Origin of the sequence: Paenibacillus lycopersici (assembly GCF_010119935.1) — a bacterium.
In the GTDB taxonomy this organism is placed as follows: Bacteria; Bacillota; Bacilli; order Paenibacillales; family Paenibacillaceae; genus Paenibacillus_Z; species Paenibacillus_Z lycopersici.
Genome location: NZ_CP048209.1, coordinates 6,606,662 through 6,633,056 on the forward strand (window position 1 = coordinate 6,606,662; position 26,395 = coordinate 6,633,056).

Consider the following 26,395-nt stretch of genomic DNA (forward strand, 5'->3'; position numbering starts at 1 on the left):
CTCGCCCTCCATCGCCTCGCTCACCCCTTGCCGAAGCCCGGCAGCGCAAGCCGCAAGCTTTGCACGCCCGGCGCACGGCCGGCCGCCTGCTGCACGACGGCCAAATGCCTGTCGGCCAGCGCGATCAGCGCCTTCGCGCCTGTCCGCACGCCTTCACGCGCCGACGCTGTATCGGCCGCGTCCGCAGCAGGACGTCCATCCAGCAGCGCGCCGATGGCGCCCCGCACCCGCTGTTCTGCGCGATCCGAGCTCCCCGCAAGCAGCAGCGGCAGCCATTCCCATGCCGCAGGCGGATAAGCGTCTTCGTCCCCGGCGGCCAACCAGCGCTCCGCTTGAAGGAGCGCGCTCATGCGGGATTCCGCTGCGGACGAAGCGGGCAGCTGCGCGCCTGCGGCTTTGCCGGCGTTGACCGGAGCGCTGCCCGCGCCAGCCGTTTGTGTCTCTCCATCCGGGGCTGAACCGTTGGCCGCGCGCTCCAGCCGCGACGCTTCATCCAAAGCAGTGGCATTGACCGCGCCGTCCTGCTGCCCCTCCTCACTCAAGGCCGCACCGTTGGCTGTACCGCCTTGCTGCCCCGCTTCATCCAAAGCCGCGACGTTGACCGCACCGCTCTGCCGCATCGCTTCACTCAAATCCGCGACATTGGCCGCTCCGTCCTGCTGCCCCTCTTCACCCAAAGCCGCATCGCCGCCGTCTTCCCGGTCATTCAACGCTCCGGCGGCCAAGCGCGCCCCTGCACGCGCCAGGTCCGACCAAAGCTGCAGCATTGCACGCTCTTCGTCCCCTGCTCGAACCAGCCATTCTCCCACCCATGACGCCAACGCCTCGTAACAGCCGCAGTCCAGCATAATGGCTGCGAGTTTGCCTGCCGCCTGCGGCGACTCGAACGTGAAACGCGCCGACGCGAACTCCGCCAGCCGCCCGGGCGGCGCGGCGACCTTCATCATGCGGCACAGCCGGACGAGCGGCGCGAGCAGGCTGCCTTTATACCGCACGGCTTCGGCGTACCAATGAGCGGCCGTCTCGAAATCCAGCTCCGCCTCGTGCATCAGGCCGAGCCAATAAGCGGACTGGTACGTTCCCATGCCGTCTTCCGTATGGTAGAGCGCGGGCGCCTTGCCGATTGCAAGCGCGGCGGCGAACGCTTCCGCGGCTTGCCGTCTGGCCCCCAGCGCGGCGAGGCTTACGCCCTTGGCATGCCACAGGTCCGGATAATCCCCGTACCACCTCAGCCCTTCAACGGCGGTATGCAGCGCTTCCTCCCATCTGCGGAGCACCTGGAGGCAGCTCGTTTCATGCTTCACAATGAGATGCGCGTAGCTGACCGACGCATAATCGATGCCCTCCCGCGCCTGCCGGAACGCCCTCAACGCCGACTCCACCTCGCCCGCCCGAAAATATTCCACCCCCAGGTTATACCAATGAAACCGATTCTCCGGCTCTTCCCGGATCGCCTGCTCCAGCAGCGTGCGGTTGCGGCGCACTTTGTCTTTGGCCGCTACGACTTCGCGCCGGTAGCCGTAGTGATGGATGATCACGTCGCTGAGATGGAACCGCGCCTCCGGCGTATGCCGCATAATCGGCGCCGCGATCTGCTCGTGGATTCTCCCCTCGAACCGGTAACGCCGGTCGTTGCGGAACATGCGCAGCACGGGATTGATCGTCGCCCCGTCGCCGCCGTCGCCGGAATAGTTCCACACGTTCAGAAAATAGCCCGTGATCTCGCTGTGAAGCGCCAATTCCCGCAGCTGCCCCCGCGTCCCGGCATCCAGCTCCTCGTCGGCGTCGAGGAAGAGAATCCACTCGCCCTCCGCGTGCAGCAGCCCTGCATTCCGCGCCCCGGCAAAATCCCCCGTCCACTCGCTGCGCACGACCGACGCGCCGAATTTCCGGGCAATCTCTACCGTGCCGTCCGTGGAGCCGGTGTCGACGACGACGATTTGGTCGGCGATGCCCTGCACGCTGCGGAGACAGCGCGGCAGATCGGCCGCCTCATTCTTGACGATCATGCAGAGCGTAATCCAAATCGGCCGTTTCGCCAATGTTCATGCGCCTCCTTTGCGCGGCGGTCCAAGACGTCCGCCAGCCCATCGCTTCCAGCTGCTGCATCGCCAGCTGCAGCTGCTCGACGTCCGCGAGCGGCCAGCCGCCGCTGTACGCGGCAGATGCATGCTCCACCCATGGCTGCAGCGCCTCCTTGGCAAGCGCAAGCGCGCAGAAGGCGGCGCCTAGCCGGGCGCGCTCCTGCAGCGCCTCGTCACCGATCGCCGCTTCGAACATCGCCAGCGCCTCGCTGTACAAACCCTTGAGCAGCAGCAGCTCGCCGAAAGCAAAATTCTCCTCCGCCAGCAGCGGCCGTTCTTCCATCGCCTGCAGCAGCCGGCCGGCCGCCGCCTGGGCATAGCCGTGGCGGTAGAGCTCCATCGCGTACGCCGCTTCAAACGGCGGAGCCGCCTGGCTCAACCGGCGGGCCAGCGACAACAATCCCAGCTCCAGCGCCCGCGCCAGCAGCAGCCCGACGAACGACGTCCAGCCCGGAAGCGCTGCGTCCACGCCCGCCACGCGAGGAGAACGAGCCGGCAGGGAAGGTGCGGCACAACGCTCGACGGCAGCCAGCAGCTCCGCCAGCTCCCCGGATGCGCCGGACAGCGCCTCGAGCAGCTCCCCGCCCGGCGGCAAGCCCGCTTCCCAGCCGTACAGCGCGGCGTCCAGGCCAAGCCGGGCGGCGTGGGCGGGATCCAGCGCCGGCACTTGGATGGCGGCGGAATTGACAGGCGAAGCGCTCGGAGCTGCGGAAGCCGGCACGATGTTCTCAGGCGCAGCGCCCGAGTCCGGTCCCTCTGCGGTGCCCGCGCCGTACGCTCTGCACGGCGACGCGTTCTCTATCGCGCTCCCCTCAGGCGCAGCGCCCGAGGACGGCCCCTCTGCGGTGCCCGCAACGTACGCTCTGTCCGACGCCGCACCCTCTATCGCGCCCGCCCCGGCTGCCCCGCCTCGCCCGAGCGCCTCCAGCAGCAGCGCCCGGGCGGCGTCCGCTCCCTGCGCGGCGGCAAGGCTTGCCGCGCAGGCGCGCGCATCGTCCGGCGCGAGGGGCCCGGCTTCGCGCCATAACCCCAGCGCGGCGGCATGCGCGCCGATGCCGCCGAGCACCCGGGCCAGCAGCGCCGCATCCGCCGGCGCTGCTAGGCCCGCCTTCGCGGAAACCGCATCGCCCGGCGCAGCGAAGCCCAGGGCCGAAGCCAGCGCGTCGCGAATGGCTTCATCGCCCATGCCCGCGGCCTGCAGCTGCTCTGCCCAGCCGGCCAAGGCAGGCCCGTAACGCGGCGCTTCCGCGGCCGCCGCCGCGTACAAGCGCAGCGCCTGCTCGCCGCGGCCAAGCGCGGCTTCCGCGGCCGCGAGCCCGCAGCGGGCGCGGAACGATCCCGCGCCCGCCTCCCTTACGGCGCCGCGCGGAGCAGCGCCGGCGCGCAGCGCCGCCTCGTAGGCGGCGCGCGCATCAAGCGCGCGCCGCTGCGCCATCAGGCTGTCGCCGTACGCCAGCTGTACGTCCGGATAATCGGCGTAACGGTCGGCTTCGCGGTGCAGCAGCGCCGCCGCTCCGTCGGCTTCGCCCAGCGCCAGCAGCGCTTTGGCCCGGTCGCGAACGAGCGACGCCCGGTACGGCGCGTCCGCGGGCGCAAACAAACAAGCCAAAGCAAATGCCGCTTCGGCATCCTTTGGCTTGTTCAATTGGCAGAGCGCAACGCCCTTATTGTAGAGCTGGAACGGATTGTCCGGCTCCTGGCCCAGCGCTTTGCCGATCAGGCGCAGATTGCGGACGGCCTTCGCTTTGCGTGCCATCGTTTCCGGCAAATAGCCGTCATGCCGGAAGCGAAGTCCGCTCGGCGGCCCCTCGACCGAGCCGGGCCGAGCGCCGGGACGGACAAGCTGCTCATGAATGACGCCGGTATAGCGCAAGCCGCAATCCGCCCGGAACAGCCGCAGCGCCTCATGCGACAGCGCCTCGTGTTCTTGACGGCCATAGCGGTTCTCAATCACGACCGACAAGCCGTCCTCCTCCGCTTCGCGCAAGAGACGGCGAAGGCCGGAGCGACTCTCCCCGGCATCCAGCCATTCATCTGCGTCCAGCACGAGCACCCAGATCGTTCGCGCCGCATCCAGCCCCGCATTGCGCGCCGCCGCGAAATCGTCTACCCATGCCGCTCGCACGACTCTGGCCCCGAAAGCTTGCGCAATGCCGATCGTGCCGTCGGCGGACCCCGTGTCGATGACGACGATCTCGTCGGCAAGGCCCTGCACGCTTCCGAGACAGCGGCCCAGGACGTCCTCTTCGTTGCAAGCCAGAATATGAATGCCGAGCAGCATGGAATCACGCTCCTAATTTAAGTGCCTTGCCCGTTAAAATAAACATCGATCGTCGTCGGGCTGCCCGCGGCCGAAGACCGGTAGGACAGCCTTGTGTACTTCAGGAACCGCTGCGGCACAAGCACATCGACGCTGCCGGAAGCAATGCCCGTCGACGTGTCGACATCGGTGTACCAGTTCGTGCCGTCGGCGCTGATCTCCACGCTGGCGTCGGCGCTGTTCGTGCCCGGGCCGCGATTATAGACGAAGAAGGAATAGGCGCCGAGCACGCTCGTCGTCACCGGATTAAGCGAGGTGAACGCATCGGTCGTCACGAGCGAAGTGTTCGCTTGTTCGACGAAGCTCTTTTGCGAAATCGAGGTGACGCTGCTTAACGTACCGGCCGTGATCGTCGCTCCGAGCACGCTCGTGATCGTTCCGTCCAGCAGGTTCGTCAGCGTTCCTGCCGTGATCGTCGCGCCAAGCACGCTCGTCAACGTTCCGTCCAGCAAGTTCGTCAATGTGCCCGCCGTGATTGTCGCGCCAAGCACGCTAGTCAACGTTCCGTCCAGCAGGTTCGTCAGCGTTCCTGCCGTGATCGTCGCGCCGAGCACGCTCGTGATTGTGCCGTTGAGCAGGTTATCGATCGTTCCTACCGTTACCGTGCCGCCGGAGATGGCCACCGTACCGGCCGTGATCGTCGCCCCCATCACGCTCGTGATCGTACCGTCCAGCAGGTTCGTCAGCGTTCCTGCCGTGATCGTCGCCCCAAGCACGCTCGTCAACGTTCCGTCCAGCAAGTTCGTCAATGTTCCTGCCGTGATCGTCGCCCCGAGCACGCTAGTCAATGTTCCGTCCAGCAGGTTCGTCAGCGTTCCTGCCGTAATCGTCGCTCCGAGCACGCTCGTCAACGTTCCGTCCAGCAAGTTCGTCAGCGTTCCTGCCGTGATCGTCGCCCCAAGCACGCTCGTGATTGTGCCGTTGAGCAGGTTATCGATCGTTCCTACCGTTACCGTACCGCCGGAGATAGCCACCGTACCGGCCGTGATCGTCGCCCCCATCACGCTCGTGATCGTACCATCCAGCAGGTTCGTCAATGTTCCTGCCGTGATCGTCGCGCCAAGCACGCTCGTCAACGTTCCGTCCAGCAGGTTCGTCAGCGTTCCTGCCGTAATCGTCGCGCCAAGCACGCTCGTAATCGTACCGTTCAGCAGGTTCGTCAACGTGCCCGCCGTGATCGTCGCTCCCATCACGCTCGTGATCGTGCCGTTCAGCAGGTTGTCGATTGTGCCAACCGACACTGTTCCGCCCGAAATCGAGACATTGCTGAGCGTACCGTCCATAATAATATTCAGTATATGACCGTCCGTATCCGTTGCTACCGGCTGCGGCGTCAGCGTCGCATCCTGACCGAATATGAGGGTGCGCAATTTGTCCGGGTTCGGGTTAAAAGCCGCGAAGTTCGGCATCGTTCATCACTCTCCTTTCAGTTTTCATATCGTTCGTTACGCCGCAAGCTCGCCCCCAAACTTCATGTGACCCGCTGCGATTGAAAATACACCTTCACTTCTGTCGGCCTGCCTTCGATCAACGACTTCACCAGCAGCCGGGTATAGCGTTGAAACTTGACCGGCACGACGACGGCCATGCCTCCGTCCGGAACGATTTCTTCGACGTCGACCAAATAATCCTCGCCATTCGGCCCTATCTCGACTTGCGCGACGACGGGCTCGCTTCCTTTGTTGACGACCGAATACGAATAGACGCTCTTATTGGCCGTATCCTGCGCCGGCAGCGCGACAAAATCGTCCGTTGTCATCACATCAAGAAACACCTGCTCCGAAAATAAAGGGGTTGTTGTCGTTTTCCGCTTTTTCTTGCACTGCTTTGAATCGCCGTTTCGTTTACAACGCCGGGGAAGGCAGCTCCTTCCCTTGCGCGAATGTCGGCTTGTCAATTTGCCCATGTCATCTTCCCCTTGGTCAACGCTCCTTTACTTTATGTCCGCATCCAATATCCGGAAACGGCATATGTCCGTAGTTTCATAGACCCTTTCTCCCATATTCCATATCCCCTATCACATTCCCCTAGATTGGGCGGGCCGTCTTCGTTCCGCTTCGCCGGCTGCCCGGCCGCCGCAGCCGCGGCCGGGCTAACGATCGCATCGGGCAGCACGCTGGCAGTAGGGCTGAGACACCGCCGCAATCCTACGAATCAATGAACACGCAAAAAGCGGCTGCCCCGTCAGAGACGGAACAACCGCTGTTCGTTCGATTGGATGATTATCGTGCAATTCGTCAACGATCCGTCGGTTCGCAGGAACCGGCATGCACCTCGGCCGTCAGCCGCCGCAGCTGTTCCCGCAAGGCGGTTATATCCGCGGGGGACAAGCTCGTCTGGCAGAACACGCGCTCCGGTATGGCGGCCGCGCGTTCCTTCAGCGCCCGCCCTTCGTCCGTCAGCCGGACGACGACGCTCCGTTCGTCCTGCGGATCGCGTTCCCGGCGCAGCAGCTTCATCCCTTCCAGCTTCTTAAGCAGAGGCGTCAGCGTGCCGGAATCCAGATACAGCCGGCGGCCAAGCTCCTTCACGGACACTTCGTCCTTCTCCCACAGGGCGAGCAGCGTGACGTACTGCGTATACGTAATGCCGAGCTCGTCCAGGAACGGGCGATACAGCTTCGTTACCTCGCGGGCGCAGGCATAGAGGGCGAAACAAAGCTGATTATCGAGCTCCAGCTGCACGTTCTTCTCCATGTCATGTCCCCTCTTTCTCGTTGCTTTCCAGTCATCTTCCCACACAATTTAATTGCATACAATTTATGTGGTTAGAATAACAGCTGACATTCAGGCTGTCAACCGTATTCCTCTTGCTTTACGCGCTTCAAGCCGATGAATTCACGCAGCATCGCGATGCGCCACACAACGATCATGCCGAACGCCAGCACGAAGAACAGCGCTCCCGTCTGCGGAATCGACACCTTGCTCTCTACCGCGTCGTGCACGAGCAGACGTATGATGAGCAGGCCGAGCAGGATGAAGATGAACATCTTGGACCGTTTCAGCACGATCTCCTCGCCGACCCGCTCCAGCTTGGAGGTGCGGATGAGCGGATAAGCGAATACGGTAGCGCCGGCGGCAAACGCGACGAGCGCCCACGTCAGCGGCACATGCGTTTCGGGCACGACGAACATAAGAAAACCGGTGGACATCCCCAGCGGCGGAATGATGATTTTGCGCATCGTCGTCGGACGATTGCTGGCGCGAAGCCGCAGAAACATCACCGCAACGCCGGAGAGCAGCGTGACGGCAATCGACGCCACATGCCCGAGCGAGAATGATTGCGGAAGAAAGCTCATCCTGACGCACTCCTTTTGAACGGCAGCTATGGACGTTCTATTTTCGACATTTTCTCTCTTATCCTACCTATTTTGCGCCGCCGTTGCAAACGTCGTCATCCCTTCTTCCCTGCCGAAGCTTCAGACAAGCGCGTCGCGGTGAATCTTCACGACCGCCTTGCGGATCGGCAAGTCTTCTTCCACGGAGCAGTTCGGCCGGTGGATGTCCGTCGGGAACAGCACGACGAAGTCGCCGGGCACCAGATTGACGATGTTCTCGTTATAGACTTCGCCGTAGAACGCGATATCCTGCGCATCGTAGCGATTGTCCACGATAAGCTGGTCCTCGGACAGCTTGGCGACGCGCATCTGTTCGCGGCCGCTCAGCAAGAGCTGAACATCCGTGTGCGCGAGATGCGTCTCCGGCCGCACCTCCTGCCAAGGCCGCGTCTCCGGCTCATTGATCAACAGGAACATGCCCGCTTCGTCCATCTCGTGCCGCCCGGCCGGAAGCGCGTCCAGCTCCATGCTTTGCAGCCGCTCGATCGCCCGGCGGACGCCTGCCGGGAACGTATGCTTTTCTTTCTCCCAATTGTTCAAATCGCTGAAGATCATCGTGCTTGCTCCCTTCGGTTATCTCCATGATTGCGCCAACCGTTATTCGGTTATGACGGCCTTGACCCTGCCCACGTCGCCGCTCTGCAGGCGAACCTTGATGCCGTGGGGATGATTCGGGGAATTGGTCAGAATATCCTTCACGACGCCGCGGGTAAGCCGCCCTGTCGGCTGATCCTTCTTCAACACGATGTCGACCGTAAGGCCCGGTCTGATGTTGGAACGCTGTTGTCCGCTTGTGCTCATGTCGTGCCGCAGCCTCCTTTTCATGATGTTAGCTTTCTGCTGTTCACATCATAAGCCAGCGAACGGGCGAAGTAAAGATTTGGGCATTCGGCCGATTACCCGTTGACACCGATAATGAGAATCACTATCATTATAGCTGGGTGAAATTCAAGCATCGCATCTTGTCTACGAGAGGTAGGTTCCGGACGCATGAAGAAAATCAAATACTGCTGCCGCAACTTCAAGCATGGCTCCAAATCCGTGTTCAAGTCGTTAAAGCAGGAGTTTCCCGATTTGAAGCAGAAGAAGAAGGACTGCCTCGGCAATTGCAAGCTCTGCTCCAAGCAGTGCATGGTATTGATCGGCAAAACAGAAATCGTCGTCGCTCCGACCGCGGAAGTGCTGTATGCGAAGCTGAAGCATCGGATAGGCTAATAAGGAATAGTATGGTACGATAGGAGAAGAAGCCGCCGTTATCCGACCGGGTAGGGCAGACTTCTTCTCTTTACGTTTACCAGCTCACTAATGAAGGAAAAGGGAGGTGCGGCCGATGATGAACGATACGCTCAGCGAGGCTTTGATCGAGCAGATGAATTTCGAGTTTTATTCCGCGCACGTTTACTTGGCGATTGCCGCTTATTGTTCGGGGGAGAGCCTGGACGGCTTTGCTAACTTCTTCATCGTACAAGCCGAAGAAGAACGTTTCCACGCCATGAAAATGTACAAGTATCTCAACGACCGCGGGAAGCGCGTCACGCTTGCCGGCATGGGCACACCGAACAATGACTATAGCTCCGTTCTTGATGCGTTCGAGCAAGCCTATCATCACGAGCAAGAGGTCACCAAGCGCATTTACCACCTGTCCGACCTGGCCATGAACGACCGCGAGCATGCGACGATCCAGTTTCTGAAATGGTTCATCGACGAGCAGGTCGAGGAAGAAGCGATGTTCGACAGCATCATCAACAAATTGAAGCGGATCGATACGGACAGCAATGCGTTCTTCATGCTCGATACCGAATTCGCGGCGCGGACATTCGTTCCGCCGACGACCGCGTAGCGTTTCTCGCCCCGTGGTTATGAAAGCAAATAAAAGTAAAGTCCGCCGGTTATGCGCCGGCGGACTTTGTTATGTTCGTCGGCGTAACGGCCGGCTGATGCGCGTAATGCCGCCTTAGCGCGTTTACGGCGTAACGGCCGAGTACGGTACGGAAAGCTGCTCCGGCGGCCGTATGATTGACGAGACGGCCGGGCTGCCGCTTACTACGCAGAAAGGACATTCCGGCAATGGCGGAATGTCCTTTCTGCGATGGTCAATCCGAAGCTCCTCCCGGTATCGGGCTGCTTCGTCGAGCCTTCAAATTCCGCTCCCGTCCTGCAACGTTCAGCGGCGCTTCGTCGTCAGAACGGTAAGCGCGAACTTCGGAAGCACCAGCTGACGGCGCCAGCGCGAAGGCTGCTTCAGAAGCCGGTACAGCCACTCGACGTTCAGCTTCTGCCAGATGACGGGCGCGCGCTTCACCTTGCCCGCGATGACATCGAGGCTGCCGCCGACGCCGAAGGCGACCTTCGCCTTCAAGCGGCTCTTATGCTTGTAGATCCATTTCTCGGCATTCGGCGCGCCGAGCGCCACGATGAGCAGATCGGGCTGCTTCCGTTCGATGTCGGCGACGAGGGCCGCTTCCTGCTCGCCCTTGAAGTAGCCGTTATGCCGCCCGACGATGTCCACGCCGGGGTACTTGTCCTTGATAATGGCTGCCGCCTTCGCGTTCGTCTCCTCGTCGGCGCCGACGACGTACAGCGAGAAGCCGCGCGACGACGCGCCCTCCAGCAGGCGGATCAGCATATCGTACCCGGTCACGCGCTCGGGAATATGAGCGCCCTGCCACTTCGCCGCCAGCACGACGCCGATGCCGTCCGGCGTGATGAGGTCGGCCGCCTCGACGATCTGCCGCAGCTCGGGCTGCTGCATGGCCGCCATCACAATCTCGGGATTGGCCGTAATCAGGTGGAATGGCCGGGACGATGAACGCTCGACTGCGAGTTTGTCCTGAATCAGTTTCACTGTATCCGGAAGCGTCATGGTCGAGAACGGGACGCCCAATATCTTGACGGAATCCATACTACACCTTCCTCTGTACACATATGCTGTCCCTTATTGTAGCATAGGCGCTATCCGGGCGAAAGAAGCCGCGCAAGCGCAGCGACCCCGCTTTCGCTCGTCGCGGGCGAGCATCCGGCGGGCGCTGCGGCCGCGTATCCTAGGGCGGGGACTTCGGGGCAGGCGAGAGCAGGCAGGCGAAATGGGCTCCGCCGGCCTCCTCGCTCCCGTCCGCCCGCTCGCCGCTAGAACCGGTTCGCGATCCAGCGGATGAAATCGCCGACGATCGGCACGAGCCCGAAGCCGTGTTCGCCGATCGCGACGAGGCCGTAGACGCGTTCGCCGATCGCTACCGCGCCGAGCACATGCTCGCCGATCGCCACGGCGCCCAGGGCGTTCTCGCCGATCGCGACGGCGCCGAGCGCGGATTCGCCGATCGCTACCGCGCCTAGGGCGAGGTCGCCAATGGCGACGGCGCCTGCGGACAGCCCGCTCGAGAGCGCGACGGCGCCCAGGGCGAGCATGCCGCCGAGAGCAACCGCGCCGAACGACAGGATGCCGACCGCTACCGCGCCGCCGGCCACCAGGCCAACGGCGATATCGCCCAGCGCGATGAGGCCGAAGGCGATCTTCGGTTTGCCTCTGCCCGCGCTCGTGCGGATGCTGATCACGGGGAACTTGGCGGCCGGCCACTGATAGTCGATTTCGCCCCGTTCGTTGTTGCCGATATAGCGATTGAAAGTTTCCACTCAAACATGCTGGCTATCACTCTCCATGGCACCATTGGTGTTTCATAGCTTTATTTCCAGCGTATACTAATTACAAGCGCGCAGGCAAGCTCGCCTGCAGCGCGCTCGAGCGTTCTTAATCGCTTCGACGCGCGCCAAGAAGCACGATCCGACGAAATGAAAGGCAGGTCGAAACAGGATGAAAACAATTCGCTCGCTCATGGTTGTCGCCGTCATGCTCGTGCTGGCTGCCGCCGTACTCGCGGGATGTTCGGGGAATAGCGGCAACGTCGCCAATGCCCCCGGCACGGCACCGTCCGGGAATCAAGGCGGCAGCGGAACGCATGCGGGGAATGACGGGACAGTGAAGGATTCCGCCGATACGCCGAATGGCGATACGGGAACAAACGCGGATACGAATACGCAAACCAATACGGGTTCGAATTCAAACACGGGCGCAGGTACAAATTCAGGTGCGGCCGCGGGCTCGGCTGCCGAAGGCGGGCAGCCGAAAATCGTCTCCTCCAACGAGGCTTTCCGGGTATATGAACCGGCGCCGGACGCGGTCGTCGGCAAAAGTTTCACGGTGAAAGGCGACGCGCGCGTCTTCGAAGCGGCGTTCAGCTACTCGCTGGAAGACGGACATAACGTGCTGGCGGAAGGCCATGTCACGGCCGGCAAGGGGGCCCCGGAGTGGGGAGCGTTCGCATTTACCGTGACGCTGACCGAAATGCCGACCAGCCCGACGGGCGTGCTCACGATTTACGAATCGAGCGCGAAGGACGGCTCGCCGGTGCATGAGCTGCATATTGCCTATACGTTCGAGAAGAGTCTGCTGAAGCTGGAGGAGCAATAGGCGGCGCCGGCGCGAGGCGCTGCCGCCGATCCCGGGCGCGGAGACGCTGCCGAGACTGTACCGCAACGGGCAAGATGCCGGCAATCGGCGGTCTTCAAACGTGTGGAGCGAGCCTTGACAAGACCAAGTAACTATTACTATGCTGCGTCAGCTTGTACGCGCACGCCCATTGCCGCGAACCGACGCCGGATACCGGGGCCTCGACGGCTGCGGTCCTCGGGGCCGCCTGTGCTAGCCGAGGGCGCGAATAAGGACAAAGGACGGACAGAGGATCCGTAGCTATTCACCCGAATCACAGGTTTGGATGAGCGCTCGGACAGAGGATCCGCTATCGACCTCATCCTGTACCGAAAACCCGCATCCGGCACCAAATAACGGATCGTCTGTCCGGAAGCCCAGCGAAAATCGCCAAAAGCCGGCCAATAGCGAATCTCCTGTCCGTTTCCTCGTACGGACATACCGGCCGCCCGGCCGGCAACACGGCGGCTTGTTCAAAGCGGCACAAAATAATGCCGGACAGGTCACCTGTCCATACTGCCAAGCCGGCAACGGACGACCATCCGTACTCCGCAACTTGCCAACGGCCGCGTCAAGCGGCCGTTGGCGCGCTGCCGCCCAACCTCGTTAATCCGCAGCGTGCAGCGCGTCCAGCGCTTCCGTCTCATCGGAGAGGAAGAAGAAGCGGCTGCCTTGGTTGCACTCATAGATGAAATCCCGCAGGCTCTTGCTGTCGTAACCGCTGAAATCGCCAACGACGGCGAGCTTGACCTCGTAGTTGGTAAACTTCTGCAGAATGTCCCCGGCCAGTTTCGTCCGCAGCTCGAAGAAATCCTCCGTTATATTCGCTTTACGAATCAGCAGCTTATGGGCATCGCCGTTATATCTCGCGGAAGCCATCAGATCCAGTGCGTCCTGCACGTCGGCAATCACGATCCCTTCGCCGTCGATAACGGCGACTTTGGATGCTCCCCTCCGGTCAATTGTCATGTTCATCTTTCATTCTCCTTCCTTGCATATGCGCTATGCCGGCTAGAAATTAAAATTGTCCGGATCCGCCCCGAACCGACGGTTCCGGTTCATCGCGTCGAGCGCTGCCATATCCTCGTCCGACAGCGCGAAATCGAAGATGCCCGCGTTCTCGATCATGCGGCTCCGGTTCGCGCTCTTCGGAATGGTAACCACGCCGTGCTGAATATCCCAACGCAGCACGATTTGCGCCGGCGTCTTCCCGTATTTCGCCGCCATCTCCGCTACTTGCGCCCGGCCGAGTCGACCCGACATGAGCGGCCCCCATGCCTCCGGCTGTATGCCATGCTCCGCGCAGTAGGCGCGCAGTTCCTTTTGCGCCAGCAGCGGGTGGAATTCCACCTGATTCACCATCGGCACGATGCTGCACGTCTCCAGCAGATGATCCAGATGATACGTCTGGAAGTTGCTCACGCCGATCGCCCTTGCATAGCCTTCCCGGTACAAGTGCTCCAGCGCCCGCCACGTTTCCGCGTACTTCCCTTTAACCGGCCAATGGACCAAATACAGGTCGATGACGTCCAAGCCCAGCTTCCTGCGGCTCGCTTCGAATGCCCGGAGCGTCTGCTCGTAGCCGTGATCCTGATTCCATACTTTCGTCGTGACGAAAATATCCTCCCGCGCAATGCCGCTCTCCTTAATGGCCTTTCCGACGCCGGTCTCGTTACCGTAGAAGGACGCAGTGTCGAAGGAGCGGTACCCGACCTCGAGCGCCGTCCGAACGGCTTCGCTAACCTCGCGGCCGTCCTGAAGCTGCCATACCCCGAAACCGAGCGATGGCATCGGCACGCCGTTGCGCAGAACGACCTGTTGATCAAGCTGCTGCATATCATCCGTCCTCTCTCGCTTAATTGGACTGCATGTCTACTCCTATCATAGAGTTGCCGTGCGCCAAAAGATAGCTGTTTTTCCCGGCGATTGCCGCGCCGCGGCAGCCGATCCATGCAGCCCGGCAGCTGCTGCCAATCTTGCTTCCCCCCGGATTATCACGTATGATGCATGTAGCTATGACTTGATTCGATCATGCATGAATGAGAGAAGGATTTTATCGTGAAACCGACACCCGCCAACGCCAAGAAAGGAAAAAATCTGGAGGACGTGCTGGAGATGAACCGTTCGCTCCTCATTCGTCTCATGCGCAAGCGGGGCGTCTGCTCCAGAGCCGAATTGACGCAGGATTCCGGGCTGAACCAGTCGACGATTACGAATATCGTAGGGGAACTGATTCAGTGGGGGCTCGTCGTCGAGACCGGCGTCATCGAAGGGAAGAAGGGCCGTCGCTCCATCGGCATCAAGCTGAACTGCGAGCCGTATAAGGTCGTAGGCATCCGTCTGGCGCGTACGTTTATTTCGGTGGCGCTCTATGATCTAGGCGGCCAAGAATATGCGAACAAGCAAATTCCGATCCGCAACAGCGAAGGGCCGGAAGCCGCATTCGCCAAAATGAAGGCGCTGATCGCGGAAACGATCCGGTCCCACGAAGACACCGTGAAGGCGATCGGCATCGCGACGCCGGGGCCGCTCTTCCGCGGCGAGGGACGGATCGCCTTAATGACGGCGTTCCCGGGCTGGGAGAAAATCAATCTGCAGGAGGAGCTGGCGCAGCAATTCCAACTCCCGGTCTGCATCGAGCATGACGCGAAAGCCGGCGCGCTCGCCCATTGGTGGTTCGCCGAGCCCCAACGGGACCGCGGCGTCATGGTATACGTGGCCGCCGGACAAGGGGTCGGCGCGGGCATCGTCGCCGACGGCAAGCTATTCCGCGGCGCGCTCGGCATGGCGGGCGAAATCGGCCATATGAGCATCGACTATAACGGGCCGCTGTGCGAATGCGGCCATCGGGGATGCCTGGAGCTGTACTGCTCGACGACTGCGCTGCTGAAGAAGCTGGGCAAGGAGCCGTCCGCGCTAGGGACGGTATGGCAGGAGCTGCGCCGGCGCGAGCCCGTCACGGAGGAAGCCGTGCGCAGAGCCGCGTGGTTCCTGGGCTTCGGCCTCGTCAGTATCGTGAACGCCTTCGACCCGGACCGGATCATTCTCGGCGACGAGCTGTCGTCCGCCGGGGTGCTGCTGCTCGAGACGGTCAAGGCCGTCATCCGCGAGCAGGCGCTGCCGGACGTATCCAGCCGGCTGACAATCGAGCTCGCATCGCTGGCGTCAGACGATATGCTGATCGGAGCCGCGACGACTGCCATCGACCATTTGCTTGCAAGACCTTCCGTTCTGCTTTGCTAAGCAGAGCGGTTTTTTTTGTCCCGGCCGGTGCGGTTTCGCAAGTTATTACTTGATTAAATCAATTAATGGATTTATAGTAATGATGCATAAAGTAAACGCTTACTGGAATTGCGAGAGGAGCTGGCCGGATGGCGGCATTCATGGGTATCGATATCGGAACCTCCAGCATCAAGAGCTTGCTGATGGACGAGGCGGGCCGTATGCTCGGCTTCTCGCAGTTGGATTACGACATGAGCATCCCTTCCCCCGGCTTCGCGGAACAGGACCCCGACGTCTGGTGGGCGCTGGCCGGCCGGACGTCAGCCGCCGCGATCGGCGAATCGGGCGTCGATCCGGGAGAAGTCGCCGGTGTCGGGTTCTCGGGCCAAATGCACGGTCTCGTCGCGCTGGGTGCGGACAATCGACCGGTCAGGCCTGCGATTATTTGGTGCGACCAGCGCTCCATTGCGCAGAAGCTGGAGCTGGAGAGGCTGTTCGCGCCGGAAGAGCTGGGAGAGCTGATTCAGAACCCGGCCGCGACCGGCTTCCAGCTGCTCTCGCTGATGTGGCTGCGCGAGCATGAGCCGGATACGTTCCGCCGAATCCGCAAGGTGATGCTGCCCAAGGATTACGTACGCTACCGGCTGACGGGGCACGTCGGCGCGGACACGACCGACGCGTCAAGCACATCGGCCTACTGCGTGGCGGATAAGGCCTGGTCGGCGGCGCTGCTGGCGAAGGTCGGCATCGACCCGGGGCTGTTCCCGGAAACCGGCGAGCCGTGGGAGGCTTGCGGCGCCGTCACGACGGCTGCGGCCGCGGAGACCGGACTGAAAGCGGGAACGACCGTCGTCTTCGGCGGCGCGGATCAGGCGATGCAGGCCGTCGGGAACGGGATCGTCGCCGAGGGCACCGTCTCCTGCACGATCGGCACCGGCGGCCAGCTCTTCACGCCGGTGAACCGGCCCGTCTACGACGGCTTGCTGCGCACGCATACCTACGTTCACGCCGTCCCCGGCATGTGGTACTTGCTCGGCGCTTCGATGAGCGCGGGCCTGTCGCTGAAGTGGCTGGCCGGCCAAGTGCTCGGCCGCGCCGATTACGGGCCGCTCGACGAATTGGCCGCCTCCGTTCCGGCCGGAAGCGAGAACCTGCTCTTCCTCCCCTACCTGGCCGGGGACCGCACGCCGCATATGGACCCGCATGCCAAAGGAATGTTCGCCGGCCTCACGCTCCGTCACGGAACCGGCCATCTCGTGCGCGCCGTCCTGGAGGGCGTCGGCTTCTCCATGCGCGACAGCCTGGAGATTTTCCGATCGCTGGGGGTGCAGACGGATAGACTGATTCTGTCCGGCGGCGGCGCCAAGAGCGGGCTGTGGAAGCAGATCATCGCCGACATGCTCGATACCGACGTCTATACGAGCACGATGAAGGAGCAGGCCTGCGTCGGAGCGGCAATCATGGCGGGAGTCGGCGCCGGGCTTTATCCAGGCGTGGAGGAAGCGTGCAAGCATGCGGTGCGCATCGGTGAAACGCCGATCCGCCCGAACGCGGGCAACCGCGGGAAGTACGCGTCACTGTACGAGCTCTATAAGCAGTTATATGAGCGGAATCGGGAGCTATTCCCGCTGCTTGACGACCATACCAAGAAGAACGGAGTGCAGCAGCCATGAACAGAGCATCACTACCGCCGTCCGTAGTTATTGATGGACGGAGCGATTCGCCGCAGGACTTGAATTGGGGACGCATGCGGCAATTCTCGATCGGGCTCGAGACTTCCGCCGCGGCGGAGGCGGAGGAGAATTTAGTCGTCGTTGAAGCAGCCGGCGGCACCGGCGTGCGCATCTACACGGGCTCGCTGGCCGGAATGGAAGCGCCGGCGCTGATCGCCGAAGTGCATACGGACGCCAGAGACAAGCCGCTTGCGCTCGGCATTCCTTGGGCGCGCATCGGCCATGCGAATCACGACGTCGTGCTGTGCTATGCAGGGCATGCCGTCCGGTTGTACGTGGACGGCATCCTGGTCGACGAGGACTGGCCGATGGGCGCGGTCGCGTTCGAGGGAGCCACCGTTCAGGGTGGGCTCACCGCCGGGAACGTCGCCTTCTGGCCGGAAGCCATCGAGCCGGAGCCGCTCCGTCCGGAGCTGATGGACCGCTACTTGGGCGAGGAACCGGCAACCGTTCAATATTGGCGGCCGCGCGGCTTCAATACGGGCGTCGGCGACTGCATGCCGTTCTTCGACGGGACGACGTTCCGGCTCTACTATCTCTACGACCGGCGCGGGCATGCCAGCAAGTGGGGCTTGGGCGCCCATCAATGGGCGCAGATCGCGACGAAGGATTTGCGCGCCTGGGAGCATCATCCCATCGCGATCGGCATCACGGACGAAGGCGAAGGTTCGATTTGCACCGGCTCCGTCTTCCTGAAGGACGGCGTCTACTACGGCTTCTATGCCGTCCGCGCGGTCGACGGCTCCCCCGCTCGTCTGACGTACGCGGTGAGCGACGACGGCATCCGCTTCACGAAGACCGACGCCGACATCCGGCTGCCCGAACGGTACACGCTCTCTTCCGTTCGCGATCCGCATGTGTTCCAGGACGGGCAAGGGCTGTATCATATGCTCGTGACGACCAGTCTGGCGGACAACGTCAGGCCGCGGGGCTGCCTCGTCCATCTCGTCTCGGACAATGTGACCGATTGGCGGGAAGCCGGGCCGTTCATCGTACCCGGCTACAACGGCGAGCCGGAGTGCTCGGATTGCTTCGAGTGGAACGGCTGGTACTATCTGATCTTCAGCAACGACGGATTAGCCCGCTACCGGTACGCGAGCACGCTGGAAGGACCGTGGCTGCGGCCGGAATCGGACGCGCTCGACTGCGTGCAGTGGCATGTACCCAAGACGGCGCCGTTCCCGGAAGGACGGCGCATCGCCGCAGGCTTCCTGACGTCGCCGACGGCATACGCCGGTGAATTGGTTTTCCGCGAGCTGGTACAGCATGCGGACGGAACGCTGGGGCTGGCATTCGTGCCCGAGCTGAGAGAAGCCGCCGCAGCGGTACGGGATCTCGGCACATGCGAGCTGGACGACTTCAACGGCTTCGCCGCGCAATGCCTCGGCGAACCGGGAACGGATTACGTGCTGTCCTTCGACGTCACCCCGCGCTATCCGAGCATGTATGTCGGCTTCTCCGTATCGGGCTCGGACGAATTCGTCGACGGCTACGACGTCCGATTCGAACCGTCGGCGCGCAAAGCCGGCATCCACCGCATCCACGCGCGCTCGCTGCAGGAGGACGAATCGTCTTCCATCTATCAGGTGGCTGGGCTCACGGAAACGTTCTCCGTCGAGGCGGTCGTGAAGCAGGGCTGGATCGACCTGTGCATTAACGGCAGCCGGACGCTTGTCTCCCGGATCGACGGAGCCGGCGGGCATCTGCGCTTGTTCGCCCAATTCGGCTCGGCTGCCTTCGAACGGATCACGATCCGCCAGATTGCAGGCGCTGCCAATTAAGGCGGAGTCTGGCCTCTTGGCCACCACCCGGCCACCCGGCACCTGCTGGCGGTCGCGACAGGGCCTTGGGAAGCCTGCGCTAAAAAGAAACCCGCACGTTTCCTATGAAACGCGCGGGTTTCAGTATATTCGGGTTCCTCGGCGCGGAGCTGCGAAATCCTGCCCTCGGGCAGGATTTCGCAGGATCCTCGGCAGCCGGACGGTCTGCCCTTGGGCAACCCCTCTGGGTGTCGAGCAAATAGTCGAATCTTCAAATCGCAAAGCCCGAACCAAACAACCTCCGCAAGCAGCCGGACGCAGGATCCGTTATTTGGATTGAAATCGGCGTTTTGGACCGGCGGTCGGACACAGGATCCGTTATTGCCTCCGGGAAGCATCGAATGTATGCATTTCGGGCCAAATAACGTCTTTCCTGTCCGCGAGCTCACGAAAAAACGATGAAAACCGGTCAATAACGCATCTCCTGTCCGCGTCATATCGCTTCATAATCGCTTCATGCCGCTTCATCGCTTTCGACGATCGCGCCGCTGCCTCGCCGGCCAAAAAGCCGATGGATCAAACCGGCTTCGGCAAACATGCCGAACGAACCGCCGCCTGACGGCAGCCGGCGCGGCGCCGCGGGAAGCACCGTCGGAACCGCCCGAGAATTGCGGCTCAACCTGACCGAGCCATTAGGTGAGGTCCCCATCGATCCCTTAACAAAAGAAGGGCCTGCCCCCGGGCAGACCCTGGCAGAACCTCCTCGCTTGCTGCCGCGGTTAGCCGAGCAGCCCCGCTTCTTTCAAGTTCAAATAGCTGGCCGTGATCGTCTCGAACGGCGTCAGGTTGCGCAGACGGTCCTGCTCCACGACCATCCACTCCACGCCGATCTCGCGGGCCTTCAGGATCGAAGGCGCGATGCGGACGATGCCGGTGCCGACGGCGGTCCATTGGTCCGGCTCGTCGGCCGTCGTCACGTCCTTCACGTGGATCGCGGGCACGCGCCCGGCCATTTTGTTCAAGATGGTTACGGGATCGACCCCGCCCATCGTAATCCAGGCGATGTCCATTTCGAAGAAGACCGCTTGCGGATCCGTATACTCGGCCAGAATATCCATCGCGCATACGCCGTTCCACGCCGTCTTGAATTCATGCGCGTGGTTGTGGTAGCACAGCTTGACGCCTTCCGCCGCCAGTCTCGTGCCGGCCCGATTGTACGCCTCGATGCCGCGCAGCAGATCCTCCTTGCTGTCGCAGGGATCCCACCACACCGTCACATGCGGAGCCCCCAGCGTTACGGCATTGGCGACCAGCTTATCCAGCCCTTCCTGCAGCGATTCGCGGCTCGCGCTCAGCGTGATCGTCTCCATGCCCAGCTCGCGGTACCGCTTCAGATTGCTTTGCACGTCGCCCTGCAGCAGATAATGCTCCACGCCTTCGATGCCTTGATAGCCGATCGCCGCCGCCTTGGCAGCCGCTCCCCAGAAATCCGCCTTCATCTCTTCGCCGATGATGCCGATCAAGCCCAGCTTCGGATTCGACATGCCGATCACGCTCCCTGTCCGGCCGCGGGCGCAAAATGGCCTGCTTCCAATAATTGAATGAATGGATTGTCGGTCAGCCCGGCAAGCGGCAGCTCGATGCGCGCATGGCGGCGGACCGATTCGTAGAATGCGTATATGATCTCGCTGGCGCGGAGCGCTCGGCGGTACGACAGCTCCGGCTCCCGCCCTGCGGCAAGGCTGCCGACGATATCCTCGATAACGCCGGTCATTTGGATGCTTTCGGGACTGTCGGCCACGACCGGTTTCCATGACGGGTCGTCATACGATCTGACCTCGCCGATCCCGCCGTCCCAGTTCACTTCGATAAAGCCGCCGGTGCCGGTCAGACGAATGCCGGTATGCATATCCTGATCCGGGCCGCCGGTCTGAATGTTGGCGCGGACGCCGTTCTCGAAGACGAGCGTGCCGACGGCCATGCTCTCCGCAGGGACGTTGAACCAGTTCAGATGATTCGTGCCGTCGACGGCGCCGAGCACCCATTTGACACCGATTTCCTCGTTGAAGCTGAGCGCCTGGTCGAACGTATGCGTGCCGCAATCCAGCAGGTTCGGCGGCGAATAGAGATCCATGCGGAGCAGCTTGCCGATCCGCCCTTCCTTCAGCCACTGCCGGATGAGCCGATTGCCCTCCGCGAAACGGCGCTGGTGGCAGAATGTCAGCTGGCAGCCCGTCTCGCCGGCAATCCGGGCCATCTCCAGGCAGTCGCCCCAGGTCGGCGCCATCGGTTTCTCGGAATGAACGGCTTTGACGCCGGCCGCCGCGCAGGCTTGGAACATTTGCAAATGCAGCGGGGTCCACAGGCAGGAGATGACGATATCCGGCTTGACGTCCGCCAGCATGGCGGCATAATCCGCATAAACCTCCGCCTGAAAGCCGTAGTGGTCGTTAAAAGCCTGGGCCGCCTCCAGATTAAGATCGGACAGCGCGACCACCTCGCAGCGGCTGTCCGTTTGCACGGCCGCGGCATGGGGCTTGGCCCGGTTGCCGCAGCCGATGAATGCAACGCGATACTTCGACAATTCCTTCGCCTCCTTGTACGCATAGGCGAGCAGTTCCGCGTCAGCGGAACGTCCAGCCTAGATTAACCTAAATGTAAGCGTATCACAATTCAGGAACGTCCGGGATAGAGAGTTGTACGATACACCTAGGAAAATTGTCGTTTGGCATGACGTTCCGTCTACGTCATAAGCGCACGCCGGGTTCCGCCAAGGCCGATGAATGAGCCCCGCCCAGCATGTCCTTGCGCCGGTAAGCGCCCAGCATCAATCCGAGCGAGCCGAGCTCCACGACGACGTTCGCGCTCCAATTCAGAATCGGCATCTGCATACCCCCGAGTATCGGAAACATGCCGAAGCACATGAGCACGTTCCACGCGTATTGAATGCCGAACACGAGCGACAGGCCGATGATCAGACTCCGGCCATATCCGTCAGGCAGCTTCATGCCCATGCGGATCATGCTGCTCACGAACAGCAGCACCAGGGCGCAGACGGCCGCGCCGAACACCCAGCCGAGGCTGTAGACGAGATAGGAGAACGCCATCTCGCCCGATATATACGGCAGCGTCTTCAAGGACGCCCCGAAGCCATGACCCCACATGCCGCCGGCGTGAATGGCTTTCAGCGACTGCACCGTATGATACGCGGTATCCGCGTCCCGATGAAGGAAAGCGATATGGCGCTGCCATGCCATCGCGAATAAATCCGAATTGAAGCTTTGCCGCGCATAGAGCGCAGCCAGCGCAATGAACCCGAGCCCGGTCAACAGCAGCCTCCACCGGCCATGCAGCAGCAGCAGCACCGTAAGTCCCAGCAGGTAGGTGATCAAATAGCCTAGCGCCGGCGCCGAGGCGAATAAATAAACCGGCAGCGCAGCGTAGAGCGCCCCGCCTCGGAGAAGCCTCACGGCGGCTTCCTTCCGGCCTGACGCCGGGCGCGTCCGCTCGTTATGCAGCATGCCGGCAACGGCGGCGATCAGCAAGTACGGAGCGGCCGCGCATATATTGAACGCGAACGTTCCGATCGTCAGATACTGCCTGACGCCGTTGATCTCCAGGCCAAAGCCGAAGCCGCCGCGCCACTGGGCGGCCGCCATCAGCAGCAGCGTGCCGGCGTACAGAAAGCCCGATAAACGCAGCAGTTTGCGGTAATCGACGAAGTACAAGCCGCCCATGACGGCAGCGCCCATTGCGACGAAAACCAGCTTGCGACCGATCGCAAGCTGCCAGTCCAGCGCGGCTTTCACCGAGAGCGACGTCACCAGCCCCAGCAGAACCATGCACAGCGCCAGTGCGATTACGCCCCACTCCGTCCGCGGCTTATGCGCCTGGTGGAGCTGTCTGCCGACCTCATCGGGATCGCCCATGTGCAGAATCGCCTCTTGCACGGCTTCGTCCTCGGGCTTTCCGCGTTCGATTTGCTCGGCGATCAATTCCTCCAAATGGCTCTGCATTTCCATGCGAATCTCTTCGTGCACGGATGTGGACTTGATCTGCGCGCACAGCCTGTCCAGGTAACGGCGAACGTCCGCATGCCGTCCGATGTCCTTCATCACGCCCGTCCCTCCCCGATAATCCGGTTGACGGCCGAGCTGAACAAGGTCCATTCCCGCTCCTTCTCGATGAGCGCCTTCTGGCCGTCCTGGGTCAGCCGGTAGTATTTGCGTTTCCGTCCGCCTTCCTCGCCCCAATACGCCTCCACTAGCCGCTCGACCTCCAGCGTGTGCAGAATCGGATACAGCGTCCCTTCCTTGAAGGTGAACAGCCCGTCGGACTGAAGCTCGATCCGCTTCGCCATCTCGTAGCCGTACATATCCTTGTTCTCCAGCAGCTTCATGATCAGGATGACCGTACTGCCTTTCAACAACTCTTTGTTGATTTTCATAACGCCCTCCAATCCATACATCGAATATCTATGTATCGTATATCTAGGTATTAATATAAAGCATGCTGCCATTTATTTCAATACGAAACCGGATCGGGCAGCTATATTATTCGTCCGGCATCATTTTCTCCCCGCGGCTGTAACCTTTTGGCGCCGCAGACAGTCTAGTAGGTTGCAAAGTAACGCAAGCGAACGTGAAACGGAGGCGACGATCGATGAAAATAAAACGTTTCTACATGCTCGGTTTGGCGGCGCTGCTCGCTGCCGGAGTTCCCGCCGGGGTTGCCGGGGTCCAACGCGCGGCAGCGGCAGCGAGTGCACCGGGGGCCGGGAGCGATACAGCCGCCGCGACGACAGCCTCAGCTCAGCCGGCAGCCATTCAGGCGGCGGCGGTTCAGCGGGTTCAGATGCAGCAGGCCGACATGGCATACGTGCCGCTGTTCGGCTCGCGAGAAGCGGATAAGGCCGACATCGCGAAGGCGGCGGCGATCGTGAACCGGCTGCTCGGGAAAGCGAAGCCGTCTACGGAACAATTGATCGGCGAAGATTCGTTCTTCGCGACCAGTTTCGATGTCTTGCTATCCGACGGCTCGACGGTATTGCTGCAGTTCAAGGACGGTCAACACGCCCTCATTTCTGTCGGCGGAGACGGGTACATCGCTCAGGACGCCACGGCCATCAGCGAGCTCGGCGCCTTGCTCGCGATGTCCCCGCAGTCGGACATCAGCACGCGCAAGCCGGCCATCGGTCAGACGATCCGCATTACGGGCAGCGATGCGTCATCGCAGCAAGGCATGATTCGGGTCTTCGTCGAGACCCCCGGCTCGTCCGGCGGCTATAGGACGACGAAGGGCGTGGATTATCCGTCCAAAAGAGCGCTGCTCGTCTATGCCGCGCCGTACTCGGAAGCGCGGTACGATTTTCAATTCACGATGCCGGCCTACGGCGAAGCGATCGACGGCACCTTCAAACCGATAACGCCCGGCGCCTATGAGTTCGACGTCAGTACCGGCGGGAGCACGACCATGCGCAGCGTGACGATCGCTCCGCCGGCCGCCGCCCAGCTGTCGATCAACGGCGTGACCGTGAGCGATCCGGCGCTCGCGCCGATCGTCTCGAACGGCGCCATGCTGCTGCCGATGCGCGCGCTGGCGGAAGCGTTCGGCTGGAATGTGAGATGGGACGCCGCGCATAAAGCCGCCATCGTCTCCACGCTGCCCGAGAAGCTCTCAGTCGGCTCGGCGAGCGGCGCCGCGCCGTCGCTGTGGGTGAACGGCAAGCAGCTGACCGGAGCAAACGCCAAGCCGGTGATCGCGAACGGCCATACCTACCTGCCGCTGCGCGCAACGGGAGAGGCCTTCGGCTTCCAGGTGACGTGGACGCAGAGCGTGCGCGGCGCGCTGCTCGTCTTCAAGCCGCAGCTGTTGGATGAGCGGCCGTACGCGGGCGATGTGAAGAAGCTGGCCGCCGTGAAGCTGTTGAACGGCTATGTCAACGCGCTGAACGGCCGCGACGCCAAGGCGCTCGGCGGGATGTTCGCGAAGAACGGCACGCCCGCGCCGTCCTTCGCGGCCATCGGCCAGCGGCTGATTACGGGCATCCGCTCCGTGACCTTCGAGGACCGCCCCGGCGGCGCGCTGCTGGCCTACGTCAATGTCAACTATCTGTTCGACCCGAACGGCAGCAAGACGGGCACGCCCGGCATTACATTCGCGCAGGAAGACGGCGTCTGGAAGATCGCGGACGTTGATTGAGTGGCATTTGCGGGGCAATAGCCCGGTGTAACAACGCCGCACGGAAACGCCGTGCCAATGAAACAAGAAAGCGGGAGCCCCGGGCCATACATGCCCCGGGGCTCCCGCTCTATGAATTACTGCGTCGGCTGCATCGTCGATACCTGCCAGCGAACGCCGTACGGATCGACGAGCCGGCCGAACATGCTGCCCCAGAACATGCGGGCGAACGGCATGAGCACCTCGCCTCCGGCGGCAAGGCCGTTGAAGGCCCGTTCGGCATCCTCGATGCGCTCGTATTCCAAAGTCAGGTCGAGTCCGCCCCCGCGCTGTACCGGACCGGCGTCGGCCATATAGAATGTCAGGCCTGCCGCCTGCAAAATCAAATGCATAACGCGGTCGCGCTCCTCCGCGCCGCCGCCCGGCATGTCGCCGAACGTCTGAACGCTCACGATTTCCCCGCCAAGCGCTTTCGCATAGAAAGCCGCCTGCTCGCGGGCATTGTCGCTGTAAATGTATGGGGTCAGTTTCGCCATGTCATGGATCGCTCCTTAGTGGAATGATGGGCTTCCGCGCGGAAAGATGCCGATACGCTCTTACCTGCCGCTCTTTCGGCGTGTCGGTGCTACGGCTCGCGATGAATCCAGAACCGTCTGACGATATTGCCGTTCTCCTCGGCGACCTCGGAATGGAATTGCCCCCCGCCGCCCCGAATCGTCCGCTCCGAGCCAATGTTGCCGCGGTCGCAGATGACAAGCACGTCGCGGATGCCGAGACGATCCGTCACCTCCAGCGCCCGGGCGAGAATCGCCTTCGCATAGCCCTTCCGCCGCTGCGAAGGGATGACGCCGTAGCCGATATGCCCGCCGCCCTCCTCCAGCTTCCGGTTCAGCCGGTGCCGGATGTTCGCGGCGCCGACGATCGCGCCGGACGTGTCCATGAGCCAGTACGTCGAATGGGTCACGGCGCCCTTCGGCGCCGTTGTCTCGGCTTCCCGCAGAAACCGTACATACGCGGGGAAATCGGTCGGATCGATGCCGACCACCCACGGCACGATATTTTCGCCGCTGGCGATCCATTCGTTGTAGAACGCTTTGTAGGCCGCTTCATGCGCCTCGGACGGCTTGACCAATTCGACGCCGGCCTGCGGCGAATTCCCTTGACGGTTCTCCATAGTCGTTGCACTCCCTCATCAGCCGTGTTACACCTGAAAGCGAACAATCTTCGCATTCGTTAATGAGCAGTATAGCACAAAAGCAAGCCGCCCTCTGAATGC

Annotated in this window: 25 protein-coding genes; 7 read left to right on the top strand and 18 right to left on the bottom strand. The window is 62.2% G+C overall.

Annotated elements, in window-relative coordinates:
• Nucleotides 1-20: 20 nt before the first annotated feature.
• The 8 genes from GXP70_RS28890 to GXP70_RS28930 form a co-directional block, all read right to left on the bottom strand.
• On the bottom strand, nt 21-2,042 hold the full coding sequence (locus GXP70_RS28890; protein WP_162360128.1) for a glycosyltransferase family 2 protein: 2,022 nt from the start codon (nt 2,040-2,042) through the stop codon (nt 21-23).
• Nucleotides 1,993-4,365, bottom strand: coding sequence for a glycosyltransferase family 2 protein (locus GXP70_RS28895; protein WP_162360129.1), 2,373 nt, complete (start codon nt 4,363-4,365; stop codon nt 1,993-1,995). Before GXP70_RS28895 ends, GXP70_RS28890 begins: the two co-directional genes overlap by 50 nt.
• A 17-nt stretch (nt 4,366-4,382) precedes the next feature.
• Nucleotides 4,383-5,813, bottom strand: coding sequence for a DUF6385 domain-containing protein (locus GXP70_RS30005; protein ID WP_225442597.1), 1,431 nt, complete (start codon nt 5,811-5,813; stop codon nt 4,383-4,385).
• Nucleotides 5,814-5,875: 62 nt separating this feature from the next.
• Nucleotides 5,876-6,163: a DUF6385 domain-containing protein gene (locus tag GXP70_RS28910; RefSeq protein WP_225442917.1), complete on the bottom strand. Its 288-nt coding sequence runs from the start codon at nt 6,161-6,163 to the stop codon at nt 5,876-5,878.
• A 478-nt stretch (nt 6,164-6,641) separates the two neighbouring features.
• Nucleotides 6,642-7,100: a MarR family winged helix-turn-helix transcriptional regulator gene (locus tag GXP70_RS28915; RefSeq protein WP_162360131.1), complete on the bottom strand. Its 459-nt coding sequence runs from the start codon at nt 7,098-7,100 to the stop codon at nt 6,642-6,644.
• 98 nt (nt 7,101-7,198) lie between these two features.
• Nucleotides 7,199-7,702, bottom strand: a complete 504-nt coding sequence (locus GXP70_RS28920; protein WP_162360132.1) for a CcdC family protein — start codon at nt 7,700-7,702, stop codon at nt 7,199-7,201.
• A 120-nt stretch (nt 7,703-7,822) separates the two neighbouring features.
• Nucleotides 7,823-8,296, bottom strand: coding sequence for a NanQ anomerase/TabA/YiaL family protein (locus tag GXP70_RS28925; protein WP_162360133.1), 474 nt, complete (start codon nt 8,294-8,296; stop codon nt 7,823-7,825).
• Between the two features lie 42 nt (nt 8,297-8,338).
• The gene (locus GXP70_RS28930; protein WP_162360134.1) at nt 8,339-8,542 is read right to left on the bottom strand and encodes a YwbE family protein; all 204 of its coding nucleotides are present in this window, start codon (nt 8,540-8,542) and stop codon (nt 8,339-8,341) included.
• 189 nt (nt 8,543-8,731) lie between these two features.
• Between GXP70_RS28930 and GXP70_RS28935 the strand changes: the two genes are divergently transcribed.
• Together GXP70_RS28935 and GXP70_RS28940 are read left to right on the top strand one after the other, a co-directional pair.
• Nucleotides 8,732-8,956 (top strand): DUF1450 domain-containing protein, encoded by a 225-nt coding sequence (locus tag GXP70_RS28935; RefSeq protein WP_162360135.1) that lies wholly within the window; start codon nt 8,732-8,734, stop codon nt 8,954-8,956.
• A gap of 118 nt (nt 8,957-9,074) precedes the next feature.
• Nucleotides 9,075-9,581 carry a ferritin gene (locus GXP70_RS28940; protein WP_162360737.1) on the top strand — a complete coding sequence of 169 codons (507 nt, stop codon included), beginning with the start codon at nt 9,075-9,077 and terminating at the stop codon, nt 9,579-9,581.
• 324 nt (nt 9,582-9,905) lie between these two features.
• Here the strand turns inward: GXP70_RS28940 and GXP70_RS28945 are convergent, their stop codons facing one another.
• Together GXP70_RS28945 and GXP70_RS28950 are read right to left on the bottom strand one after the other, a co-directional pair.
• A complete protein-coding gene (locus GXP70_RS28945) occupies nt 9,906-10,643 on the bottom strand; it encodes a WecB/TagA/CpsF family glycosyltransferase (RefSeq protein WP_162360136.1) in 738 nt (245 codons plus the stop codon).
• Nucleotides 10,644-10,867: 224 nt separating this feature from the next.
• Nucleotides 10,868-11,371, bottom strand: coding sequence for a hypothetical protein (locus GXP70_RS28950; RefSeq protein WP_162360137.1), 504 nt, complete (start codon nt 11,369-11,371; stop codon nt 10,868-10,870).
• Between the two features lie 178 nt (nt 11,372-11,549).
• Here GXP70_RS28950 and GXP70_RS28955 point away from each other — a divergent pair, with 178 nt between their 5' ends.
• The gene (locus GXP70_RS28955) at nt 11,550-12,206 is read left to right on the top strand and encodes a Gmad2 immunoglobulin-like domain-containing protein (RefSeq protein WP_162360138.1); all 657 of its coding nucleotides are present in this window, start codon (nt 11,550-11,552) and stop codon (nt 12,204-12,206) included.
• A 624-nt stretch (nt 12,207-12,830) separates the two neighbouring features.
• Here GXP70_RS28955 and GXP70_RS28960 read toward each other — a convergent pair.
• Complete coding sequence (locus GXP70_RS28960) at nt 12,831-13,199, bottom strand: DUF4180 domain-containing protein (protein ID WP_162360139.1); 369 nt, start codon at nt 13,197-13,199, stop codon at nt 12,831-12,833.
• Nucleotides 13,200-13,235: 36 nt separating this feature from the next.
• A complete protein-coding gene (locus GXP70_RS28965; protein WP_162360140.1) occupies nt 13,236-14,060 on the bottom strand; it encodes an aldo/keto reductase in 825 nt (274 codons plus the stop codon).
• A 222-nt stretch (nt 14,061-14,282) separates the two neighbouring features.
• Between GXP70_RS28965 and GXP70_RS28970 the strand changes: the two genes are divergently transcribed.
• The 3 genes from GXP70_RS28970 to GXP70_RS28980 all read left to right on the top strand — a co-directional run bounded on the left by GXP70_RS28970 (nt 14,283) and on the right by GXP70_RS28980 (nt 18,960).
• A complete protein-coding gene (locus GXP70_RS28970; RefSeq protein ID WP_225442598.1) occupies nt 14,283-15,467 on the top strand; it encodes an ROK family protein in 1,185 nt (394 codons plus the stop codon).
• Between the two features lie 128 nt (nt 15,468-15,595).
• Entirely contained in the window at nt 15,596-17,119 is a 1,524-nt protein-coding gene (gene xylB, locus GXP70_RS28975; RefSeq protein WP_162360141.1) for a xylulokinase, read from the top strand.
• Nucleotides 17,116-18,960: a glycoside hydrolase family protein gene (locus tag GXP70_RS28980; RefSeq protein WP_162360142.1), complete on the top strand. Its 1,845-nt coding sequence runs from the start codon at nt 17,116-17,118 to the stop codon at nt 18,958-18,960. Before xylB ends, GXP70_RS28980 begins: the two co-directional genes overlap by 4 nt.
• 758 nt (nt 18,961-19,718) lie before the next feature.
• On the opposite strand, the gene GXP70_RS28985 is transcribed toward GXP70_RS28980, so the two are convergent.
• From GXP70_RS28985 to GXP70_RS29000, 4 genes are all read right to left on the bottom strand, one after another.
• The gene (locus tag GXP70_RS28985) at nt 19,719-20,483 is read right to left on the bottom strand and encodes a sugar phosphate isomerase/epimerase family protein (RefSeq protein ID WP_162360143.1); all 765 of its coding nucleotides are present in this window, start codon (nt 20,481-20,483) and stop codon (nt 19,719-19,721) included.
• Between the two features lie 5 nt (nt 20,484-20,488).
• On the bottom strand, nt 20,489-21,523 hold the full coding sequence (locus tag GXP70_RS28990; RefSeq protein ID WP_162360144.1) for a Gfo/Idh/MocA family protein: 1,035 nt from the start codon (nt 21,521-21,523) through the stop codon (nt 20,489-20,491).
• 163 nt (nt 21,524-21,686) lie between these two features.
• Nucleotides 21,687-23,108 (bottom strand): FtsW/RodA/SpoVE family cell cycle protein, encoded by a 1,422-nt coding sequence (locus GXP70_RS28995; protein ID WP_162360145.1) that lies wholly within the window; start codon nt 23,106-23,108, stop codon nt 21,687-21,689.
• Nucleotides 23,054-23,386, bottom strand: coding sequence for a PadR family transcriptional regulator (locus GXP70_RS29000; protein ID WP_162360146.1), 333 nt, complete (start codon nt 23,384-23,386; stop codon nt 23,054-23,056). Before GXP70_RS29000 ends, GXP70_RS28995 begins: the two co-directional genes overlap by 55 nt.
• 215 nt (nt 23,387-23,601) lie before the next feature.
• Between GXP70_RS29000 and GXP70_RS29005 the strand changes: the two genes are divergently transcribed.
• Nucleotides 23,602-25,140, top strand: coding sequence for a copper amine oxidase N-terminal domain-containing protein (locus tag GXP70_RS29005; protein WP_162360147.1), 1,539 nt, complete (start codon nt 23,602-23,604; stop codon nt 25,138-25,140).
• Nucleotides 25,141-25,256: 116 nt separating this feature from the next.
• Here GXP70_RS29005 and GXP70_RS29010 read toward each other — a convergent pair whose 3' ends face one another.
• Entirely contained in the window at nt 25,257-25,655 is a 399-nt protein-coding gene (locus tag GXP70_RS29010) for a VOC family protein (protein WP_162360148.1), read from the bottom strand.
• A gap of 89 nt (nt 25,656-25,744) precedes the next feature.
• Nucleotides 25,745-26,293, bottom strand: a complete 549-nt coding sequence (locus tag GXP70_RS29015) for a GNAT family N-acetyltransferase (RefSeq protein WP_162360149.1) — start codon at nt 26,291-26,293, stop codon at nt 25,745-25,747.
• Nucleotides 26,294-26,395 lie beyond the last annotated feature (102 nt).

What these genes read in the sequence shown, in the direction of transcription:
- GXP70_RS28895 (WP_162360129.1), bottom strand. Translation starts at nt 4,365, where the DNA reads ATGCTGCTCGGCATTCATATTCTGGCTTGCAACGAAGAGGACGTCCTG.
- GXP70_RS28945 (WP_162360136.1), bottom strand. Translation starts at nt 10,643, where the DNA reads ATGGATTCCGTCAAGATATTGGGCGTCCCGTTCTCGACCATGACGCTT.
- GXP70_RS28910 (WP_225442917.1), bottom strand. Translation starts at nt 6,163, where the DNA reads ATGACAACGGACGATTTTGTCGCGCTGCCGGCGCAGGATACGGCCAAT.
- GXP70_RS29000 (WP_162360146.1), bottom strand. Translation starts at nt 23,386, where the DNA reads ATGAAAATCAACAAAGAGTTGTTGAAAGGCAGTACGGTCATCCTGATC.
- GXP70_RS29015 (WP_162360149.1), bottom strand. Translation starts at nt 26,293, where the DNA reads ATGGAGAACCGTCAAGGGAATTCGCCGCAGGCCGGCGTCGAATTGGTC.
- GXP70_RS30005 (WP_225442597.1), bottom strand. Translation starts at nt 5,813, where the DNA reads ATGCCGAACTTCGCGGCTTTTAACCCGAACCCGGACAAATTGCGCACC.
- GXP70_RS28935 (WP_162360135.1), top strand. Translation starts at nt 8,732, where the DNA reads ATGAAGAAAATCAAATACTGCTGCCGCAACTTCAAGCATGGCTCCAAA.
- GXP70_RS28930 (WP_162360134.1), bottom strand. Translation starts at nt 8,542, where the DNA reads ATGAGCACAAGCGGACAACAGCGTTCCAACATCAGACCGGGCCTTACG.
- GXP70_RS28925 (WP_162360133.1), bottom strand. Translation starts at nt 8,296, where the DNA reads ATGATCTTCAGCGATTTGAACAATTGGGAGAAAGAAAAGCATACGTTC.
- GXP70_RS28960 (WP_162360139.1), bottom strand. Translation starts at nt 13,199, where the DNA reads ATGAACATGACAATTGACCGGAGGGGAGCATCCAAAGTCGCCGTTATC.
- xylB (WP_162360141.1), top strand. Translation starts at nt 15,596, where the DNA reads ATGGCGGCATTCATGGGTATCGATATCGGAACCTCCAGCATCAAGAGC.
- GXP70_RS28995 (WP_162360145.1), bottom strand. Translation starts at nt 23,108, where the DNA reads ATGGACCTTGTTCAGCTCGGCCGTCAACCGGATTATCGGGGAGGGACG.
- GXP70_RS28940 (WP_162360737.1), top strand. Translation starts at nt 9,075, where the DNA reads ATGAACGATACGCTCAGCGAGGCTTTGATCGAGCAGATGAATTTCGAG.
- GXP70_RS28980 (WP_162360142.1), top strand. Translation starts at nt 17,116, where the DNA reads ATGAACAGAGCATCACTACCGCCGTCCGTAGTTATTGATGGACGGAGC.
- GXP70_RS28965 (WP_162360140.1), bottom strand. Translation starts at nt 14,060, where the DNA reads ATGCAGCAGCTTGATCAACAGGTCGTTCTGCGCAACGGCGTGCCGATG.
- GXP70_RS28985 (WP_162360143.1), bottom strand. Translation starts at nt 20,483, where the DNA reads ATGTCGAATCCGAAGCTGGGCTTGATCGGCATCATCGGCGAAGAGATG.
- GXP70_RS29010 (WP_162360148.1), bottom strand. Translation starts at nt 25,655, where the DNA reads ATGGCGAAACTGACCCCATACATTTACAGCGACAATGCCCGCGAGCAG.
- GXP70_RS28920 (WP_162360132.1), bottom strand. Translation starts at nt 7,702, where the DNA reads ATGAGCTTTCTTCCGCAATCATTCTCGCTCGGGCATGTGGCGTCGATT.
- GXP70_RS28915 (WP_162360131.1), bottom strand. Translation starts at nt 7,100, where the DNA reads ATGGAGAAGAACGTGCAGCTGGAGCTCGATAATCAGCTTTGTTTCGCC.
- GXP70_RS28955 (WP_162360138.1), top strand. Translation starts at nt 11,550, where the DNA reads ATGAAAACAATTCGCTCGCTCATGGTTGTCGCCGTCATGCTCGTGCTG.
- GXP70_RS29005 (WP_162360147.1), top strand. Translation starts at nt 23,602, where the DNA reads ATGAAAATAAAACGTTTCTACATGCTCGGTTTGGCGGCGCTGCTCGCT.